Annotated in this window: 13 protein-coding genes; 4 read left to right on the top strand and 9 right to left on the bottom strand. The window is 39.7% G+C overall.

Annotated features, from left to right (window positions below):
• Window positions 1-197: 197 nt before the first annotated feature.
• Both FFU37_RS15050 and FFU37_RS15045 read left to right on the top strand, forming a co-directional pair.
• Window positions 198-3668: a S8 family serine peptidase gene (locus tag FFU37_RS15050; protein WP_039486930.1), complete on the top strand. Its 3471-nt coding sequence runs from the start codon at window positions 198-200 to the stop codon at window positions 3666-3668.
• Window positions 3669-3805: 137 nt separating this feature from the next.
• Window positions 3806-5980: a S9 family peptidase gene (locus FFU37_RS15045; RefSeq protein ID WP_138489827.1), complete on the top strand. Its 2175-nt coding sequence runs from the start codon at window positions 3806-3808 to the stop codon at window positions 5978-5980.
• A 43-nt stretch (window positions 5981-6023) separates the two neighbouring features.
• Here the strand turns inward: FFU37_RS15045 and FFU37_RS15040 are convergent, their stop codons facing one another.
• The 4 genes from FFU37_RS15040 to FFU37_RS15025 all read right to left on the bottom strand — a co-directional run bounded on the left by FFU37_RS15040 (window position 6024) and on the right by FFU37_RS15025 (window position 9756).
• Entirely contained in the window at window positions 6024-7511 is a 1488-nt protein-coding gene (locus tag FFU37_RS15040) for a sensor histidine kinase (protein ID WP_138489826.1), read from the bottom strand.
• Window positions 7512-7521: 10 nt separating this feature from the next.
• Window positions 7522-8247: a response regulator transcription factor gene (locus tag FFU37_RS15035; RefSeq protein WP_002962333.1), complete on the bottom strand. Its 726-nt coding sequence runs from the start codon at window positions 8245-8247 to the stop codon at window positions 7522-7524.
• A 62-nt stretch (window positions 8248-8309) separates the two neighbouring features.
• Entirely contained in the window at window positions 8310-9044 is a 735-nt protein-coding gene (locus FFU37_RS15030) for a spondin domain-containing protein (protein ID WP_138489825.1), read from the bottom strand.
• A 10-nt stretch (window positions 9045-9054) separates the two neighbouring features.
• Window positions 9055-9756, bottom strand: coding sequence for a spondin domain-containing protein (locus tag FFU37_RS15025; RefSeq protein WP_002962336.1), 702 nt, complete (start codon window positions 9754-9756; stop codon window positions 9055-9057).
• Window positions 9757-9941: 185 nt separating this feature from the next.
• Here FFU37_RS15025 and FFU37_RS15020 point away from each other — a divergent pair, with 185 nt between their 5' ends.
• Together FFU37_RS15020 and FFU37_RS15015 are read left to right on the top strand one after the other, a co-directional pair.
• The gene (locus FFU37_RS15020; protein ID WP_002962338.1) at window positions 9942-10307 is read left to right on the top strand and encodes a DUF4870 domain-containing protein; all 366 of its coding nucleotides are present in this window, start codon (window positions 9942-9944) and stop codon (window positions 10305-10307) included.
• Between the two features lie 228 nt (window positions 10308-10535).
• Window positions 10536-10970: a YqaA family protein gene (locus tag FFU37_RS15015; RefSeq protein ID WP_138489824.1), complete on the top strand. Its 435-nt coding sequence runs from the start codon at window positions 10536-10538 to the stop codon at window positions 10968-10970.
• 16 nt (window positions 10971-10986) lie between these two features.
• On the opposite strand, the gene folX is transcribed toward FFU37_RS15015, so the two are convergent.
• The 5 genes from folX to FFU37_RS14990 all read right to left on the bottom strand — a co-directional run bounded on the left by folX (window position 10987) and on the right by FFU37_RS14990 (window position 14396).
• Window positions 10987-11343, bottom strand: a complete 357-nt coding sequence (gene folX / locus FFU37_RS15010; RefSeq protein WP_002962340.1) for a dihydroneopterin triphosphate 2'-epimerase — start codon at window positions 11341-11343, stop codon at window positions 10987-10989.
• A 4-nt stretch (window positions 11344-11347) separates the two neighbouring features.
• The gene (gene folE, locus FFU37_RS15005) at window positions 11348-11902 is read right to left on the bottom strand and encodes a GTP cyclohydrolase I FolE (protein ID WP_002962341.1); all 555 of its coding nucleotides are present in this window, start codon (window positions 11900-11902) and stop codon (window positions 11348-11350) included.
• A 22-nt stretch (window positions 11903-11924) separates the two neighbouring features.
• A complete protein-coding gene (folM, locus tag FFU37_RS15000) occupies window positions 11925-12644 on the bottom strand; it encodes a dihydromonapterin reductase (RefSeq protein ID WP_138489823.1) in 720 nt (239 codons plus the stop codon).
• Between the two features lie 223 nt (window positions 12645-12867).
• On the bottom strand, window positions 12868-13698 hold the full coding sequence (gene nadE, locus FFU37_RS14995; RefSeq protein ID WP_024589633.1) for an NAD(+) synthase: 831 nt from the start codon (window positions 13696-13698) through the stop codon (window positions 12868-12870).
• 68 nt (window positions 13699-13766) lie between these two features.
• The gene (locus FFU37_RS14990; protein WP_002962344.1) at window positions 13767-14396 is read right to left on the bottom strand and encodes a YceH family protein; all 630 of its coding nucleotides are present in this window, start codon (window positions 14394-14396) and stop codon (window positions 13767-13769) included.
• Between the last annotated feature and the right edge of the window lie 34 nt (window positions 14397-14430).

Genomic DNA, 14430 nt, shown 5'->3' with positions numbered 1-14430 from the left:
CACAAATATGATTTTTTAACTTTATTGTTTTAAATCAATTTGCTGGGGTGATGTTTTCTTGTTTTTTGGATTTGATGTCATGTGTTTGTAACCAAGGTGTTGCTTGGGTTGTACCAAAAGTTTTATATTCAGTACAACAATATAATCATTTTGATTAATACAAATACAATAATACATAACCTATCCAAGGGGAACTCATGGCTAAAAATATAATAAAAAAAACTGCTATAGCTACGGCAGTCTCAAGTGCATTTCTTGCTACTTTTGTTAATGCGGCAACTTTACCTAATGCAACGATTGCACCTCAAGCTGCTGAACAGGTGAAAGAGTTAGCATCTGAGCAAAAACAGCCTTCAGCACATATGATTGTTTTACGTGCAGCAACTTCTGTTGATGCTGTGGCTTCTGGCACTTATGAAGCGTCAAGCAGTCGTGAAATGATTGCTAACGTTGAGCTGCTTCAAAACACGATGGCCAACGAGCTTAGTAGCTTAGACTTTGATGCAAAAATAATTGGTAAAACAAAAATATTAGCACCAACATTAATTGTGCAAGCGACACCAGAAGCCTTAGCTAAAATAGCTAAAGATTCACGAGTGGCTAAAGTATTACCGATGTTTGACTACGAATTACATGTAGCTGCAACGTCTGAATATATTAATGCTAAGCCTTTAATTGTTGATGGTATTGTAACTGGTAAAGGTCAGCGTGTGGCTGTTCTAGATACTGGTATTGACTATACCCACAAAGCATTTGGTGGTGAGGGTACTGTAGAAGCATACGAGGCTGCTCAAGCTGATCCTACAACGGTTGATTGGCCACAAGGTATTATACAAGGCGGTTACGATTTTATTCGTGACGATGCTGATCCAATTGAAAATGATGCTGCAAATTCTCCTTCTACAGGTGATGCAACGAATCATGGTACGTCTTCTTCAAACTCAGTAAATGGTATTGCACCAGATGTTGAATTATATGTTTACTCTGTTTGTGGTGGTGGCTGTCCAAGTGCCGCTCAAGCTGCGGCATTAGAAGCTGCAATGGATCCAAATGGCGATGGTGATATTTCAGACCGCGTAGATGTTATGAACATGTCATTAGGTGGCGAGTTTGGCGATACATATACAGGTGGTGGTGCGCAATACCTAATTCAACGTGCTGTTGATTTAGGTGTGAATATGGTTATTTCAGCCGGTAATGATGGTGATCATCCATTTCGTATTGGTGGCCCAAGCACGACACCAAATGCGTTATCAGTAGGCGCAATGACTCATCCTACAACTGAAGTTGGTACTGCTACAGGTACTGTTGCTGGTATTGAAGGTAATATTCAAGCATCAGGCTTTGGCCCGCAAACTGACTTTGTAATTACAGGTGCAGATATCGATTTAGTGTACCCTGACACAAACCAAGATGGTTGTGTTGATTTTGCTGATGATGTTGATTTTACTGGTAAAGCGGTTTTAATTGACCGTGGTGCATGTGCATTTACAGTTAAAGTACTTAGTGCACAGAAGAAAGGTGCTGAATTTGTACTGATTGCAAATAACACAGATGATGGCACTCCTGCACCAATGGGTGGCAGTGATGACAATGTAACTATTAAAAGTGTAGGCATTAATTTTGCTGCAGGTGCTGCTTTAAAAGCTCAATTAGCTGCAGGCGATACGGCAACATTTGATATTGATGTAAAAATTAAAACTACAGCAGGTGCAGTAGCTACGTTCTCTTCTCGTGGCCCTTCGATGGATGGTTTATTAAAACCAGAAATTACTGCTCCTGGTACTAGTATATTAGTTGCAGCAGCAGGCACGCAAGATCAGCTAGCTCCTGTATCTGGAACATCTTTTTCAGGCCCTATTACAGCCGGTGCTGTTGCAATGGTACGTGAAGCTCATCCTGAACGTAATGCATTTGAGATTAAAGCTACAATAATGAATGCAGCTGACTTAAATGTAACAAATGAGCCTTTAGCAAGCAGTCCTGACTCAGAACTGGCTCCAATTAGTATGATTGGTTCAGGCTTGGTTGATGTAACTAAAGCAGTCAACTTACCAGTTGCTGCATGGGTTAATAATACACAGTTTAATACTAAACAAGCGGCTCTTTCATTCGGCCTTGTGTCAATGGCTGGAACAGAGTCTCTAACTAAAACAGTGACTGTTAAGAACTTCTCATCAGATGCTAAAACGTATGCGCTGCGTACTGAAGCTCGCTACCAAAATGATGACGATACAGCTGCAATTAGCTGGGATTTCCCTGAGTCGGTAACAATCCCTGCAGGTCAGTCAATTAACTTTGATGTGACGCTAACTGTTGATCCAACAAAACTACCAGCGTGGGAATTAGAAAACCCATTTAGTGCAGACGACATTGCTGCAAGAAGCGCTGCTCTTACTTCAGTAGAGTTTGATGGTGCATTGGTATTTAATGACGCAAGCACTGATACAGACCACGATTTACACGTTGTATATCATGCAATGCCAAAAGCTGCGACAGAATTAAGCGTTTCGTCTCAAATCATTGATAACGAAATGGCACTTATTGTTGAAAATAGCGGCCAAACAGACATTACTCCTTTTGCAGAAAGCATTGTTGCAACAGGCACAGAGAAAACACGAGAAGAAGCTGAGTTTAATATTTTAGCGACTACTTTCTCTGCATTTGCAGATAGCTCTTGTGACTCTGGTATTTTTGTAACATCGTCTATCCAATTGCGCGACCCATTAACGCATGTATTCCAAGCAGGCTACAGATTAGAAGTTGATACTGATAATGACGGTGTTTATGATCAAGTTATGCAAAACTATAACGACCGCGGTCGTGAAACAGCATTCCCTGGCCGTAGCCGTACAGTAATTGGTGAAACTGATGGCGCTGGTAACGATTCGTTAGCATGGGTTACTCCGCTTTATCACTCAGCCGGTGAAGATACTATTACCTTCTCAACTTGTAGTGAGCTACTAAACGTTGATGGTTCATTACTTGGTGAAAACATGAACTTTAAAGCATCTGTAGGTTACCCTTCATATGTTACAGGTGTATTCACTCAGACAGATAGTATTGAAGGCTCAACTACATTTGGAGCATCTCCAAGTGTAACGCTTACTTCTATGGAAACTGGCGAAGCAGTTACTTCACTTAAACCGGGTGAAAAAGCAATTGTTGAAGCAAGCGGTCCATTTGCATTATCACAAACGTCTGGTTTAGATATTGTTAAAGTGATGAATAGTGCTGAGTTAGAGCTTCCTGCAATCGAGGCTCCAATGCTAGTTGGTGGTGAATTTAGTGTTTCAGAAGATGCTGCTAACGGAACAGTTGTTGGTGCACTAACTATCACTGAGTCTGATCAAGACTTAGATGTGTCAGAGTACTATGTGCAATCAAGTACTCACCAAGGTTTTGGTATTGATGCGGATGGACAAGTGGTTGTAACTAATACTGAATTGTTAACTGGTGATTCATCAGCTGAAATTCAAGTTGTTGCCATTGATGTACGCGGTAATGTATCTGCTCCTGCTGTAGTTACTATAAGTATTACAAAAGTAGTACCACCAGTAGTAGAGACTATAGCACCAGAAAGCAAAAAGAGCTCATCTGGCTCACTTGCATGGTTAACATTACTAGTAGCGCCATTTGCATTTATGCGTCGTCGTAAACAAAAGTAATTTTATAACTTAATTGTTATACAAAGGGAGCTTCGGCTCCCTTTTTACATAGCTTCACAAAGTAAATCACAACACAGGTTATTTTTAGGTATATTTAATTACTTAATAAAAATAAAAACCAACAAGGACTTTGACTGATGAAACGTACTCCACTCGCACTTGCTGCATTATCGCTAGCTATTTTAAGTGGCTGTAATCAAGCCCCTGAAGAAACCAAAAAAAATAATACACAAGTTAAAACGGTTCAAGTAGCCCAAGCTATTGCCCCAGTTGCTAAAAAAGTGCCTCATGAGATGACTATTCATGGTGACACACGTGTAGATAATTACTATTGGTTACGTGATGACGAACGTAAAGCGCCAGAGGTGATTAACTATTTAGAAGCTGAAAATACATACACAGATGCAATGCTTGCACATACCAAAACGCTGCAAAGTGAATTGTTTGAAGAGCTAAAAGGGCGTATCCAAAAAGACGATGATTCAGTCCCAGTTAAAAACGGTGATTATTTTTACTCAACGCAAACACGCGGCGATAACGAGTACACTACTTACTTACGCAGCAGCGATTTTACAGGTACCGATCAGCAAGTTATTTTAGATGTAAATGAGCTTGCGAAAGGCCATGATTATTATGCAGTAAGTGGCTTAAATGTAAGCCCGAATGGCAATTTAATGGCTTATGGCGAAGATACTGTTAGCCGTCGTATTTATAGTATAAAAATAAAAGATTTAACAACCGGTAAATTACTCGAAGATACACTTGAGGGCACCAACGGCGGTATAGTTTGGGCAAACGATAATAAAACTGTTTATTATATTAAAAAAGATTTACAAACTTTATTAGGTTATCAAGTTTATCGTCATACATTAGGTACACCACAAGCTGATGATGAGCTAATTTACGAAGAAACTGATACCAGTTACTACATGGGTATGAGTAAAAGCAAAGATGAGTCAGAAATTTATATTTGGCACAGCAGCACAGCAGCATCAGGCGTATCGGTACTAAGTGCTGATGATGCTAAGGCAATGCCTAAACGCTTAATTGAGCGTGAAGCAGGGCTTGAATATGAAATATCTAAACTAGGGAATACTTACTACATTGTAACTAACTTAGATGCTGTAAACTTTCAGCTGATGAAAGTGGATATTGATAAAGCAGGTGACAAAGCAAATTGGCAAAGTGTGATCCCAGCGCGCGATGATATTAAGCTCGAAGGCATTGATTTATTTAATGACTACTTAGTTTACCAAGAGCGTGAAATGGGCCAATCAAAGTTGATTGCGCGTGATTTAAAAACAGGTAAAGAGTTACCACTGAGCTTTAACGATAGCGCTTATACAATTGGTACTTATGGCAATAACGATATAGATAGCAGCACGTTACGTGTTTATTACACCAGTATGACTACACCAAGCTCATCGTACGATGTAGATTTAGCGACTGGCGATAAAAAACTACTTAAACAGCAAGCTGTATTAGGTGATTTTGATGCTGATAATTACGCCTCAGAGCGTATTTTTGTAACAGCACGTGATGGCATAAAAGTACCAGTAAGCTTAGTTTACCGTAAAGATGCGTTTAAAAAAGATGGTACTAACCCGCTACTGCAATATGGGTACGGCTCTTATGGCGCAACCATGGACCCTACTTTTTCAAGCACGCGTTTGAGTTTACTTGACCGTGGCTTTGTATTTGCAATTGCCCATGTACGTGGCTCGCAAATGCTAGGTCGTCCTTGGTACGAAGACGGCAAGCTACTCACTAAAAAGAATACGTTTAATGACTTTGTTGATGTAACTAAAGCATTGGTTTCTCAAAAGTATGGCGCAAAAGATGAAATATTTGCGTTAGGTGGCAGTGCTGGTGGCTTATTAATGGGCGCAGTAGCAAACCAAGCGCCTGAACTTTATAAAGGCATGGTTGCAGCGGTACCGTTTGTAGATGTAGTAACCACGATGCTTGATGCGAGTATTCCGCTTACAACAAATGAATACGGCGAGTGGGGTAATCCGAACGAAAAAGCGTACTACGATTACATGCTGTCTTACTCGCCATACGACCAAGTATCTAAGCAAGCATATCCTAATATGCTAGTGACGACTGGCTTGCACGATTCACAAGTTCAATACTTTGAGCCTGCAAAATGGGTTGCTAAGCTGCGTGACTATAAAACTGATGACAATAAGTTATTGTTTAAAATAGATATGGAAGCAGGGCACGGTGGTGCATCAGGTCGCTTTAAGCGCTTAGAAGATACCGCGCTAAACTATGCATTTATGCTTGATTTAGCGGGTATTAAAAAGTAATTAATCTTTATATTTAAATAGATTTAACTCAATAAGGTGCTTTTTAAGAAAGCACCTTTTTTTGTGGCAAATTAAAGCTAAACATAGTGCCTTTACCAATTTCACTTTGTACGTAAATTTCGCTATCCATCAGTTTTAATAAACCTCTGCAAATCGCCAATCCTAAACCACCTTGCTGGCGCCCTTCTTTATTAGAATTACTTGCTTGGTAGTGCGGGTCAAAAATAGCATTCAGCTCATCTTCTTTTATACCTACGCCTGTGTCTGATACATGCACAAATAGTTGATTATCGTCACTGCGTTTTACATGTACTGCAATGCTGCCACCGCGAGGGGTGTGCCTAATTGCATTGTCAATTAAGTTACTTAACACGCGCTCTAATTTAGCTATATCGGCAACCACAGGAAAGTCACAAATTGCAGGTTCTACCGACAAACTTATGCCTTTTTTATCAACGGCTAAACTAAATTTTGCCATGCAATCGTAAATGAGTTCACCTAAATTAAAGGTTTCTTTATTTATACTTATTTCGCCATTTTCTAAGTGAGCAAGTTCAAATATTTGCTCTATGAGTAGCTTTAATTGCCCACAATTATTAAGCGATACCTGTAAGTATTCTTGTTGTTCGTTTTGACTTAATTGCTCACCTGACTGATTTAATACTTCTAAAAATCCCTGCAGTGAAGCAAGTGGGGTACGTAGGTCGTGCGATAAGTGAGTTAGCAACTCTTTGCGTTGTTTATCGCCTTGCTCAAGTGCTTTAAACTGCTCGTTAATACGGGTAAGCATGGCTTGAATACTTCGCCCTAAACTATGCACTTCGTTACTTTTTTGCGTTGAATAGTTACTTAGCTTGGTGTCGGTAAGGCTGTAATTAGCGGCTTCAATATTACTAACATCACGTGCTAAGCGCTGTATTGGGTTGGTAAAAAAGCGTAGCAAAATTAGCATCGCAATAAATAAAAATGCGAGTGCAGAGCCAAGCCATAAAGCGGCTAGCCATAACTTATCATTATTTTTTACAGTGCTTAGTGAGGTGTCGTAAGCCTCACCACCAATAATTACATATAAATAGCCTTGTAGCTTATCTTGATTAAATACTGGCGCGGCTGAAAATATTTTTTGTTGCTCTTTATTACGAGGATTATCACCATAGATAGGTGCAGCGCTTGGGTCGTTAATCAGCCTTTTTAAAGGCGTTAAACTAATGTGCGTGCGTTTAACTTTACCCGGCTTTGCTGAGTAAGTAAGAATTTTTCCGGTTTCGTCTACAAAATAAAATTCAAACGCAGGACCTAATAACATCAAGGTATGAAAGAGGTTCTCAAGCGCTTTATAGTCGTAAACACCTTCTTTTATTAGTGGGTTATCTTGTACTAAATGTTCCGCTAACGCTAAGTGCAGATTTTGTTCGGCGTGGTGTTTTGAGGTGAGTTCCAGTTGCTTGCTCCAGCCGTAAACTAGGGCGCAAATAAAGCAAAAAATCACGACTAGCGATATAGCTAATTTTTGATACAAAGATAATTTCATAATAGGTGTCTTAATTGAGTTGGCTAGGGTTTAGTTTGTAACCAACACCCCAAACTGTTTCGATGATAGGCGCTTGTTGGTGTTCTTCTAGCTTGGCACGTAAGCGGTTTATATGTGAATTAACCGTGTGCTCGTAACCACTGTGTTGGTAACCCCATACTTTATCGAGTAACTGCTGGCGACTAAAAACATGATTAGGATGGCGTGCAAAGTAAACGAGTAAATCAAATTCGGTGGCGGTAAGGTTAAGGGCTTGTTTACCTAAATACACTTGGTGCGAACTAAATTCTATGTTGAGTGAGCCTACATTTAGTGTTTGTTCGCTATCAGCGGGAGAGTTGTCGTTGTTTTGGCCTGCGAGTAGTTGTGCTCTGTGGCGTAATTGGGTTTTTACTCTGGCTTGTAATTCGCGTGCAAAAAAGGGTTTACAAATATAATCATCGGCGCCCATTTCAAGGCCAATAACTCTGTCCATATCGCTACTCAGCGCGGTGAGTAAAATAACGGAGGTAGTAGGGTAATGCTCTTTTATTTTTCGGCATAAGCTTAAACCATCCATTTGCGGTAAGTTTATATCGAGTAAAATAAGTCCGTAGGGATGCTTGGCTATTTTTTTTAAGGCTAGTTCTGCGCTCACAACATGATCAACATGTAAGTTAAGCGACGTTAGCTGCGTGGTAATTAATTTACCTATTTCTCTGTCATCTTCTACTACTAATATTTTTTCGTGACGCATGTATTACCTCGTAAAAAGGGGGGCATCCGTGCTCCCTTACTTCCCCATTACAAGCTGGAACGTTACTGCGTGCGCGTAATTACTATTTTCGATACTGGGTTATCAAACTTATGTTCAACACCAAGTGCTGATGTAGATAATCCATCTTGATTTGAAACAATGCCTGGATGCATCGTTATTATATCGGCTGTATCGTCACGTATTTCGTTAAACCCTTCACCGCTAGCGGCAGGACCTGGCACAGTTTCAGCTGTTTCTGTATTTGCTTCCGTACCCGCATCATAAGCAGTCGTAGTGCGTGATAACGAACCGCCAACTTCTAATGTTGATACATCTAAAGAACTAAGACCGGTAAAAGCATCATTTGTATTCCCAAGCATGGCAGCAAATGACAAATTAAGCGTTTCTTGCTCTTCAACAGTAATGATCACTGTGGTGGTTTCACCAGGGCCAATAGCGCCTTCAGCTGAAACTGCAGCAAGTGCACTTTCGTAGCTGAGGTATTCTTCATTTGCACCGCTTTCTGCAAGCATTTCTAAGCTCACAGAAGCTGTTGTACCGAAGGTCCAAGGTGCTTCATCTTCAAAAGCAATGACAGAGAGTGGTGACAAAGGCTGTCCTGCAGTTAAGTTACTAAAAGTAATAGTAAACTCACTGATCACAGGTTCTACAACAATTGGCTCAACAACGACCGGCTCTTCAACAACTGGGTCGTTATCATTATCGCTACACGCTGCAAGTGTGGTTGCAAGTGCAAGCACTAGTAGACTTTTTTTAAGGTTGTTAGCAGATGACATAATCATGCTCCTACTTAACTGTAACGGTTAATTGCGCTACTGGGTTTAACCATCTGTGTACTGTATTACTTAAATCGCTATTACCCGCTTCTAAATCGTCATCACCTAAGCTACCTGGGTGAATATGAATGTTAGTATTTGTATCACCACTTAATACACCTGTACCGCCAGTGCCAGCGTCGCCACCTGGAGCCGCAGGAATACCTGGAGTACCTGGTGCGCCAGAGCCTTCAACTACAAGCTCATTGTTTTGTTCTGTGCCTGCATCGTAAGCATTTAAATTAATTGTGTAAGTACCCGCTTCTGTTGGGATTTTCCAGCTGTTTAAGCCTACAAAGCCATCATTAGTTGGTAGCATCATTGCAGTTAAAGATAGGTACTCGTTACCGTCGGTAGTGGTAAGTGTTGCCGTTGTAGATGCGGCTGGTGCAAGTAAACCTTCAGCTGGATTTGCAGCCATATCACTGCCCGCTGCAGTTGCTTGTGCAACTAGCTCTGCAATATTGCCGCCTTCAGCCATTGTTTGTAGTGCTGTAGATGCCTCTGTTGCTACTTCAAACAGTGTGTCTTCGCTGTTGTGTGCTGTAATTAACAGTGGAGTAAAGTGAATACCTTTGGTTAGGTTAGTTACTTTTAGGTCTAATTCTGCGGCCATAGTCGATTGGCTAGCTGCCGCTAAAAGAATTGCGATTGTTAATGTAGAAGTTTTCATTATTATTTCCTGTAAGTGATGATTCGAGTTAAGTATTGAATAATCGTCTCCAGAAACTCTCACAAACTTATCACTTTTTTATCACAAGATTTCACGCTGTGATTTTTAAACATAAATACGTTGGTTGATTTGTAGACATTTGTTTAGTTAAGAGGCAACATACATAAAACAAAAAGGAGAGTGTTATGGAAGAAAATCAACAGGTTGAACCAGTTAATAAAGATGACCGTACGTGGGCTATGTTATGCCATTTAAGTGCGCTTGCTGGGTTTGTTGTGCCGTTTGGCTCAATAATTGGGCCATTAATTGTGTGGTTAATTAAAAGAGATGAAATGCCAGTTGTTGACGTGCACGGTAAAAAGGCGCTTAACTTTCAAATAACGATGGCAATTGCATATGTAGTTTGTTTTGTACTGATGTTTGTAGCAGTCGGCTTAATATTACTACCTATAGTGGCAATTTTTGGGTTTGTAATGGTTGTAATGGCAAGTATTAAAGCTAATGAAGGTAAAGAGTTTAATTACCCGTTTAGTTTAAATTTGATAAAATAAACACACAGTTTATTTTTATACCAATTGCATTAAATTAGTGATCTATTATAGCGATAAGAAAATAGCTCAATAACAAGGCTAAAATTATGATACATAGTTGTTCTATATAAATAATTTTTAACGTAGTTAGTGAGTTATTTGATACGCTAGAATGCTCATGTTTTTAATAAAATTGGTATTATAAACCCAGCTATAGGCTGGGTTTTTACGTTTAGCCATAAGGGCATTATGCTTTATCTCTCGTTATTTATTAGCGCATTTATATCTGCGACATTACTGCCTAGCTCTTCTGAGGTGATAATGGTGGGAATGATTACTCAAGGTAAAGTTAATTTATGGCTTATGTGGTGCGTAGCAACAGTTGGAAATGTGTTAGGGAGCTGTGTTAATTATTGGTTAGGCACGCAGGTACTGCGTTTTAAAGATAAAAAATGGTTTCCTGTATCGCAAAAAGGGCTTGATAGCGCACAAAAGCAATTTAATAAATACGGTGTGTATAGTTTGTTGTTTGCTTGGCTGCCAGTAGTAGGCGATCCGCTAACTGTAATTGGGGGGATATTTAAAGTACGCTTTAGTATGTTTTTATTACTAGTAACACTAGGCAAAGGCGCTCGCTATTTAGCGGTTATCGCCCTTGCCGTAGGATTCGAAAAGCTTTTTTAAATAAGTTTTTAAGTGCTTATTTAGCCCAATCAAGCGTTAACGACACTGAGTCTGCAAAACGCAGTGCATGTGGTTTATCAACACGTGCTTTAGCGTAATGAACGCTTGGGTGTGCGTGACAAACGGCAAGAATTTCAGCAACTAATTTTTCGAGCAGTAAAAAGTGCCCTTGCTCTACTAAGCTAATAACTTCTTTGGTGATCACTTTATAATTAAGTGCTTGGTCAACTTCATCCGTTTTACACGCGTCATCAGCAGGGTAGTGAATCTCTAGATTGATCACTACATCTTGCTTTTTTTCACGCTCATCGGGGTTAAAGCCAATAAACGTACGCAGGCGTAAATTAGTAACGTTAATGATTGCATTAGCCATAGGGTTAACCTTTTATAAGCTGCAAAAATTCGTTACGTGTTTTAGGATCGCTTCTAAAGTTACCTAACATTACTGATGTACGCATGCTTGAATTTTGCTTTTCTACACCACGCATCATCATACACATGTGTTTTGCCTCAACAATAACGCCTACGCCCTTAGCGCCAGTAACTTCTTCAACTGCTTTAGCGATTTGATGCGTTAGTTGTTCTTGAATTTGAAAACGGCGTGAAAACATATCAACAATACGGGCAAATTTAGACAAGCCTAATACTTTACCGTTTGGTATATAAGCAATATGGCAACGGCCAATAAAAGGCAGTAAATGATGCTCACACATAGAGTAGAGCTCTATGTCTTGTACTAACACCATGTCGTCAGCGTCAGATGTAAATACCGCTTTATTAGTTATTTCATCAAGCGTTTGACGATACCCTTGCGTTAAATATTCCATTGCTTTTGCAGCACGTTTTGGCGTATCAAGTAAGCCTTCGCGGTTAGCATCTTCGCCTACAGCGGTGATGATTTTTTCATAACTTTCTTTTAATTCATTGTGCATAAATATCTCAGTTTATTTATATTTACTTTAAATGACGACCGCCATCAATAGGCAAAGAGCGCCCTGTGATGTAGTGGCTTTGTAATAGTAAATCAATGCTATTGATAATTTCTTGGCATCCGGGTTCAATGCCCATTAATGATTTTTTAAGGGTCTTAGCTCGATATTGCTCATCGTCATGTTCATTAAAAATAATGAGCGATGGAGCAACCGAGTTCACTTTTATATTTGGCGCATATTTAGCGCTAAACGATTTGGTTAGGTTGTCGAGTGCTGCTTTACTTGCTGCATAAGCTAAGTGTTTAGGGCTGCCTGTTTCAACTACATAATCAGTAAGATGTATTATATCGGCAGGTACTTTTTCATTTTGCTGATAGTTTAAAAGCAGCTCTGCGCACATTAAATTAATTAAATACGGTGTTTTGGCATGTATACGCATCATATTATCAAACAGTGCTGCAAAGTCAGGGTTGTTAGCTTCGCAGTCCCAGCTTGATGCATTGTGAACAATAGCGCGCAGCGATGCTGTATGTTTTTTAAGCGTATTTATAAATGCACTAATACTGTCATCGGTACTAAAATCGGCATAAATACATACAGCACCTTGTTGCTCTAATTTATCAACAGCGGCGTGACGAGTACGATACGTGATAATAATACTCTGCCCTTGGGCTATATAATGCTGAGCGAGTGCTAAACCAATACGTTGGCCTGCGCCGGTAATTAAAATGGGCGATGTCATATAAGGCAGTGTTCTCTTTGGCGGGTAGTTATACCAATATAATTAAAAATATCATCGCTCTATCGCTATTTCATAGGGCTATAATAGCTCACTAATTTAATGCAATTGGTATTATAAAATTCAAAGCGTTAATTTATTAAAATATACGCAGCTTCTTAATCTGTCGATCAAAAAAGCAATTAATCCTCAAAGGCATTAATTGCTTTATTTTAGCTACTAAACCTTAATCGTAAATTGTCGGAATTGGTTGACGCTTATGTTGTGTACGCGTGTAAATGCTTACAAGCTTTTGTTCAACATCATTAGACACAGGTTTACCTTCTAAAAAGTCATCAATTTGCTCATAGCTCAAACCAAGTGCTTCTTCGTCTGTTAAACCTGGGCGGTCACTTTCTAAATCAGCTGTAGGTGCTTTATCTACCAATAAAGCTGGCGCACCTAGTGCAGTAGCAAGTGCACGAACTTGGCGTTTTGATAAACCAAACAGAGGGGCTAAATCGCAAGCGCCGTCACCAAATTTAGTATAAAAACCAGTAATGTTTTCAGCACTATGATCGGTACCCACTACTAAGCCTTGGCAAAAACCTGCAATTTCGTACTGAGCAACCATACGTTGGCGTGCTTTAACATTACCTTTAATAAAATCTATTTGAGCTTGCTCAGGCAGTGCTTCACCACAGCCAACTACGGCAGCTATCGCTTGCTCATGCAATGCATCAGCCGCAGGTTGTACGTTTACGGTCATACGTTTACTTGGCTGAATAAAATCAACCGCCATTTGTGCTTCATCTTCGTCAGCTTGTACACCATAAGGTAGGCGCACTGCAATAAACTGATACTTGTCAGTATCGTGTTCTTTATTTAGCTCGTTTACAGCAAGTTGACATAAGCGGCCGCAGGTTGATGAGTCAACACCACCGCTAATACCCAGTACTAACGAGCGTGAATGAGCTGCTACCAAACGTGTTTTAATAAAGTTAACTCGGCGAGTTATCTCAGCATTTACATCAATCGTTGGCTGAACCTTCATTTCAGCCATAATTTCGGCGCGCATTGCCAGCTCCTTATAAAATTTAATATGTGATACGCAATAAACTTATTATGTGATTTAGTTTTAGTTAATTAAAGTTTTAAATGAGCTTTTATTTGGCGAAGCTCTGCTTTTAATTTTTCTACTTCTTCAAGTAAATCGCTTAATTCTTTGTCTTTAATTACTTCGCTTGGTAGAGCAACAAAGGCATCGGCGGGATTATTTTGTTGTTCGCCAAATAAATGAATATATCGGCTGTCACGTTTACCAGCTTCACGCTCTAGCTTTGTGACGTACTCGCTTTCAATCAGTTTATTGAGCGCTGCCTCTACTTCATTTACGTTATTAAAATCAGCAAGCCTAGCACTGCGGGTTCTTAATTCACCAGGGGTTTGAGCACCACGCAAAAGTAATAAACAAACAATGGCACGCTGCTGAGCAGAAAATTGCAGATTACTAAATTCAGTGTTGCAAAAGCGGTGATCGTATTTATTTACGCGTCCCGAAAGACCTTCATCTATTGTGACCAAACGCATTTCTATTAGTTCATCAAGTGCGTTTTGCACGTCTTCATCTGTAAGACTTAACACAGGATCGCGATTAGACTTTTGGTTACATGCGTTCACGAGAGCGTTTAACGATAGCGGATAATGCTCTGGCGTTGTGCTTTGTTTTTCTAATAGGCAACCAAGAATACGTTGTTGATTTGTTGATAACTGCATAAATAATCTCAAATTAGTAAGCGTATTTTATTAG

It is taken from the genome of Pseudoalteromonas distincta (genome assembly GCF_005877035.1).
In the GTDB taxonomy this organism is placed as follows: Bacteria; Pseudomonadota; Gammaproteobacteria; order Enterobacterales; family Alteromonadaceae; genus Pseudoalteromonas; species Pseudoalteromonas distincta.
The sequence above is the reverse complement of the archived record's forward strand: the minus strand, read 5'-3'. Positions and strand labels throughout refer to the sequence as shown.

Coding starts and splice junctions, on each gene's coding strand:
- FFU37_RS15050 (WP_039486930.1), top strand. CDS start 198: ATGGCTAAAAATATAATAAAAAAAACTGCTATAGCTACGGCAGTCTCA.
- FFU37_RS15045 (WP_138489827.1), top strand. CDS start 3,806: ATGAAACGTACTCCACTCGCACTTGCTGCATTATCGCTAGCTATTTTA.
- FFU37_RS15040 (WP_138489826.1), bottom strand. CDS start 7,511: ATGAAATTATCTTTGTATCAAAAATTAGCTATATCGCTAGTCGTGATT.
- FFU37_RS15035 (WP_002962333.1), bottom strand. CDS start 8,247: ATGCGTCACGAAAAAATATTAGTAGTAGAAGATGACAGAGAAATAGGT.
- FFU37_RS15030 (WP_138489825.1), bottom strand. CDS start 9,044: ATGTCATCTGCTAACAACCTTAAAAAAAGTCTACTAGTGCTTGCACTT.
- FFU37_RS15025 (WP_002962336.1), bottom strand. CDS start 9,756: ATGAAAACTTCTACATTAACAATCGCAATTCTTTTAGCGGCAGCTAGC.
- FFU37_RS15020 (WP_002962338.1), top strand. CDS start 9,942: ATGGAAGAAAATCAACAGGTTGAACCAGTTAATAAAGATGACCGTACG.
- FFU37_RS15015 (WP_138489824.1), top strand. CDS start 10,536: ATGCTTTATCTCTCGTTATTTATTAGCGCATTTATATCTGCGACATTA.
- folX (WP_002962340.1), bottom strand. CDS start 11,343: ATGGCTAATGCAATCATTAACGTTACTAATTTACGCCTGCGTACGTTT.
- folE (WP_002962341.1), bottom strand. CDS start 11,902: ATGCACAATGAATTAAAAGAAAGTTATGAAAAAATCATCACCGCTGTA.
- folM (WP_138489823.1), bottom strand. CDS start 12,644: ATGACATCGCCCATTTTAATTACCGGCGCAGGCCAACGTATTGGTTTA.
- nadE (WP_024589633.1), bottom strand. CDS start 13,698: ATGCGCGCCGAAATTATGGCTGAAATGAAGGTTCAGCCAACGATTGAT.
- FFU37_RS14990 (WP_002962344.1), bottom strand. CDS start 14,396: ATGCAGTTATCAACAAATCAACAACGTATTCTTGGTTGCCTATTAGAA.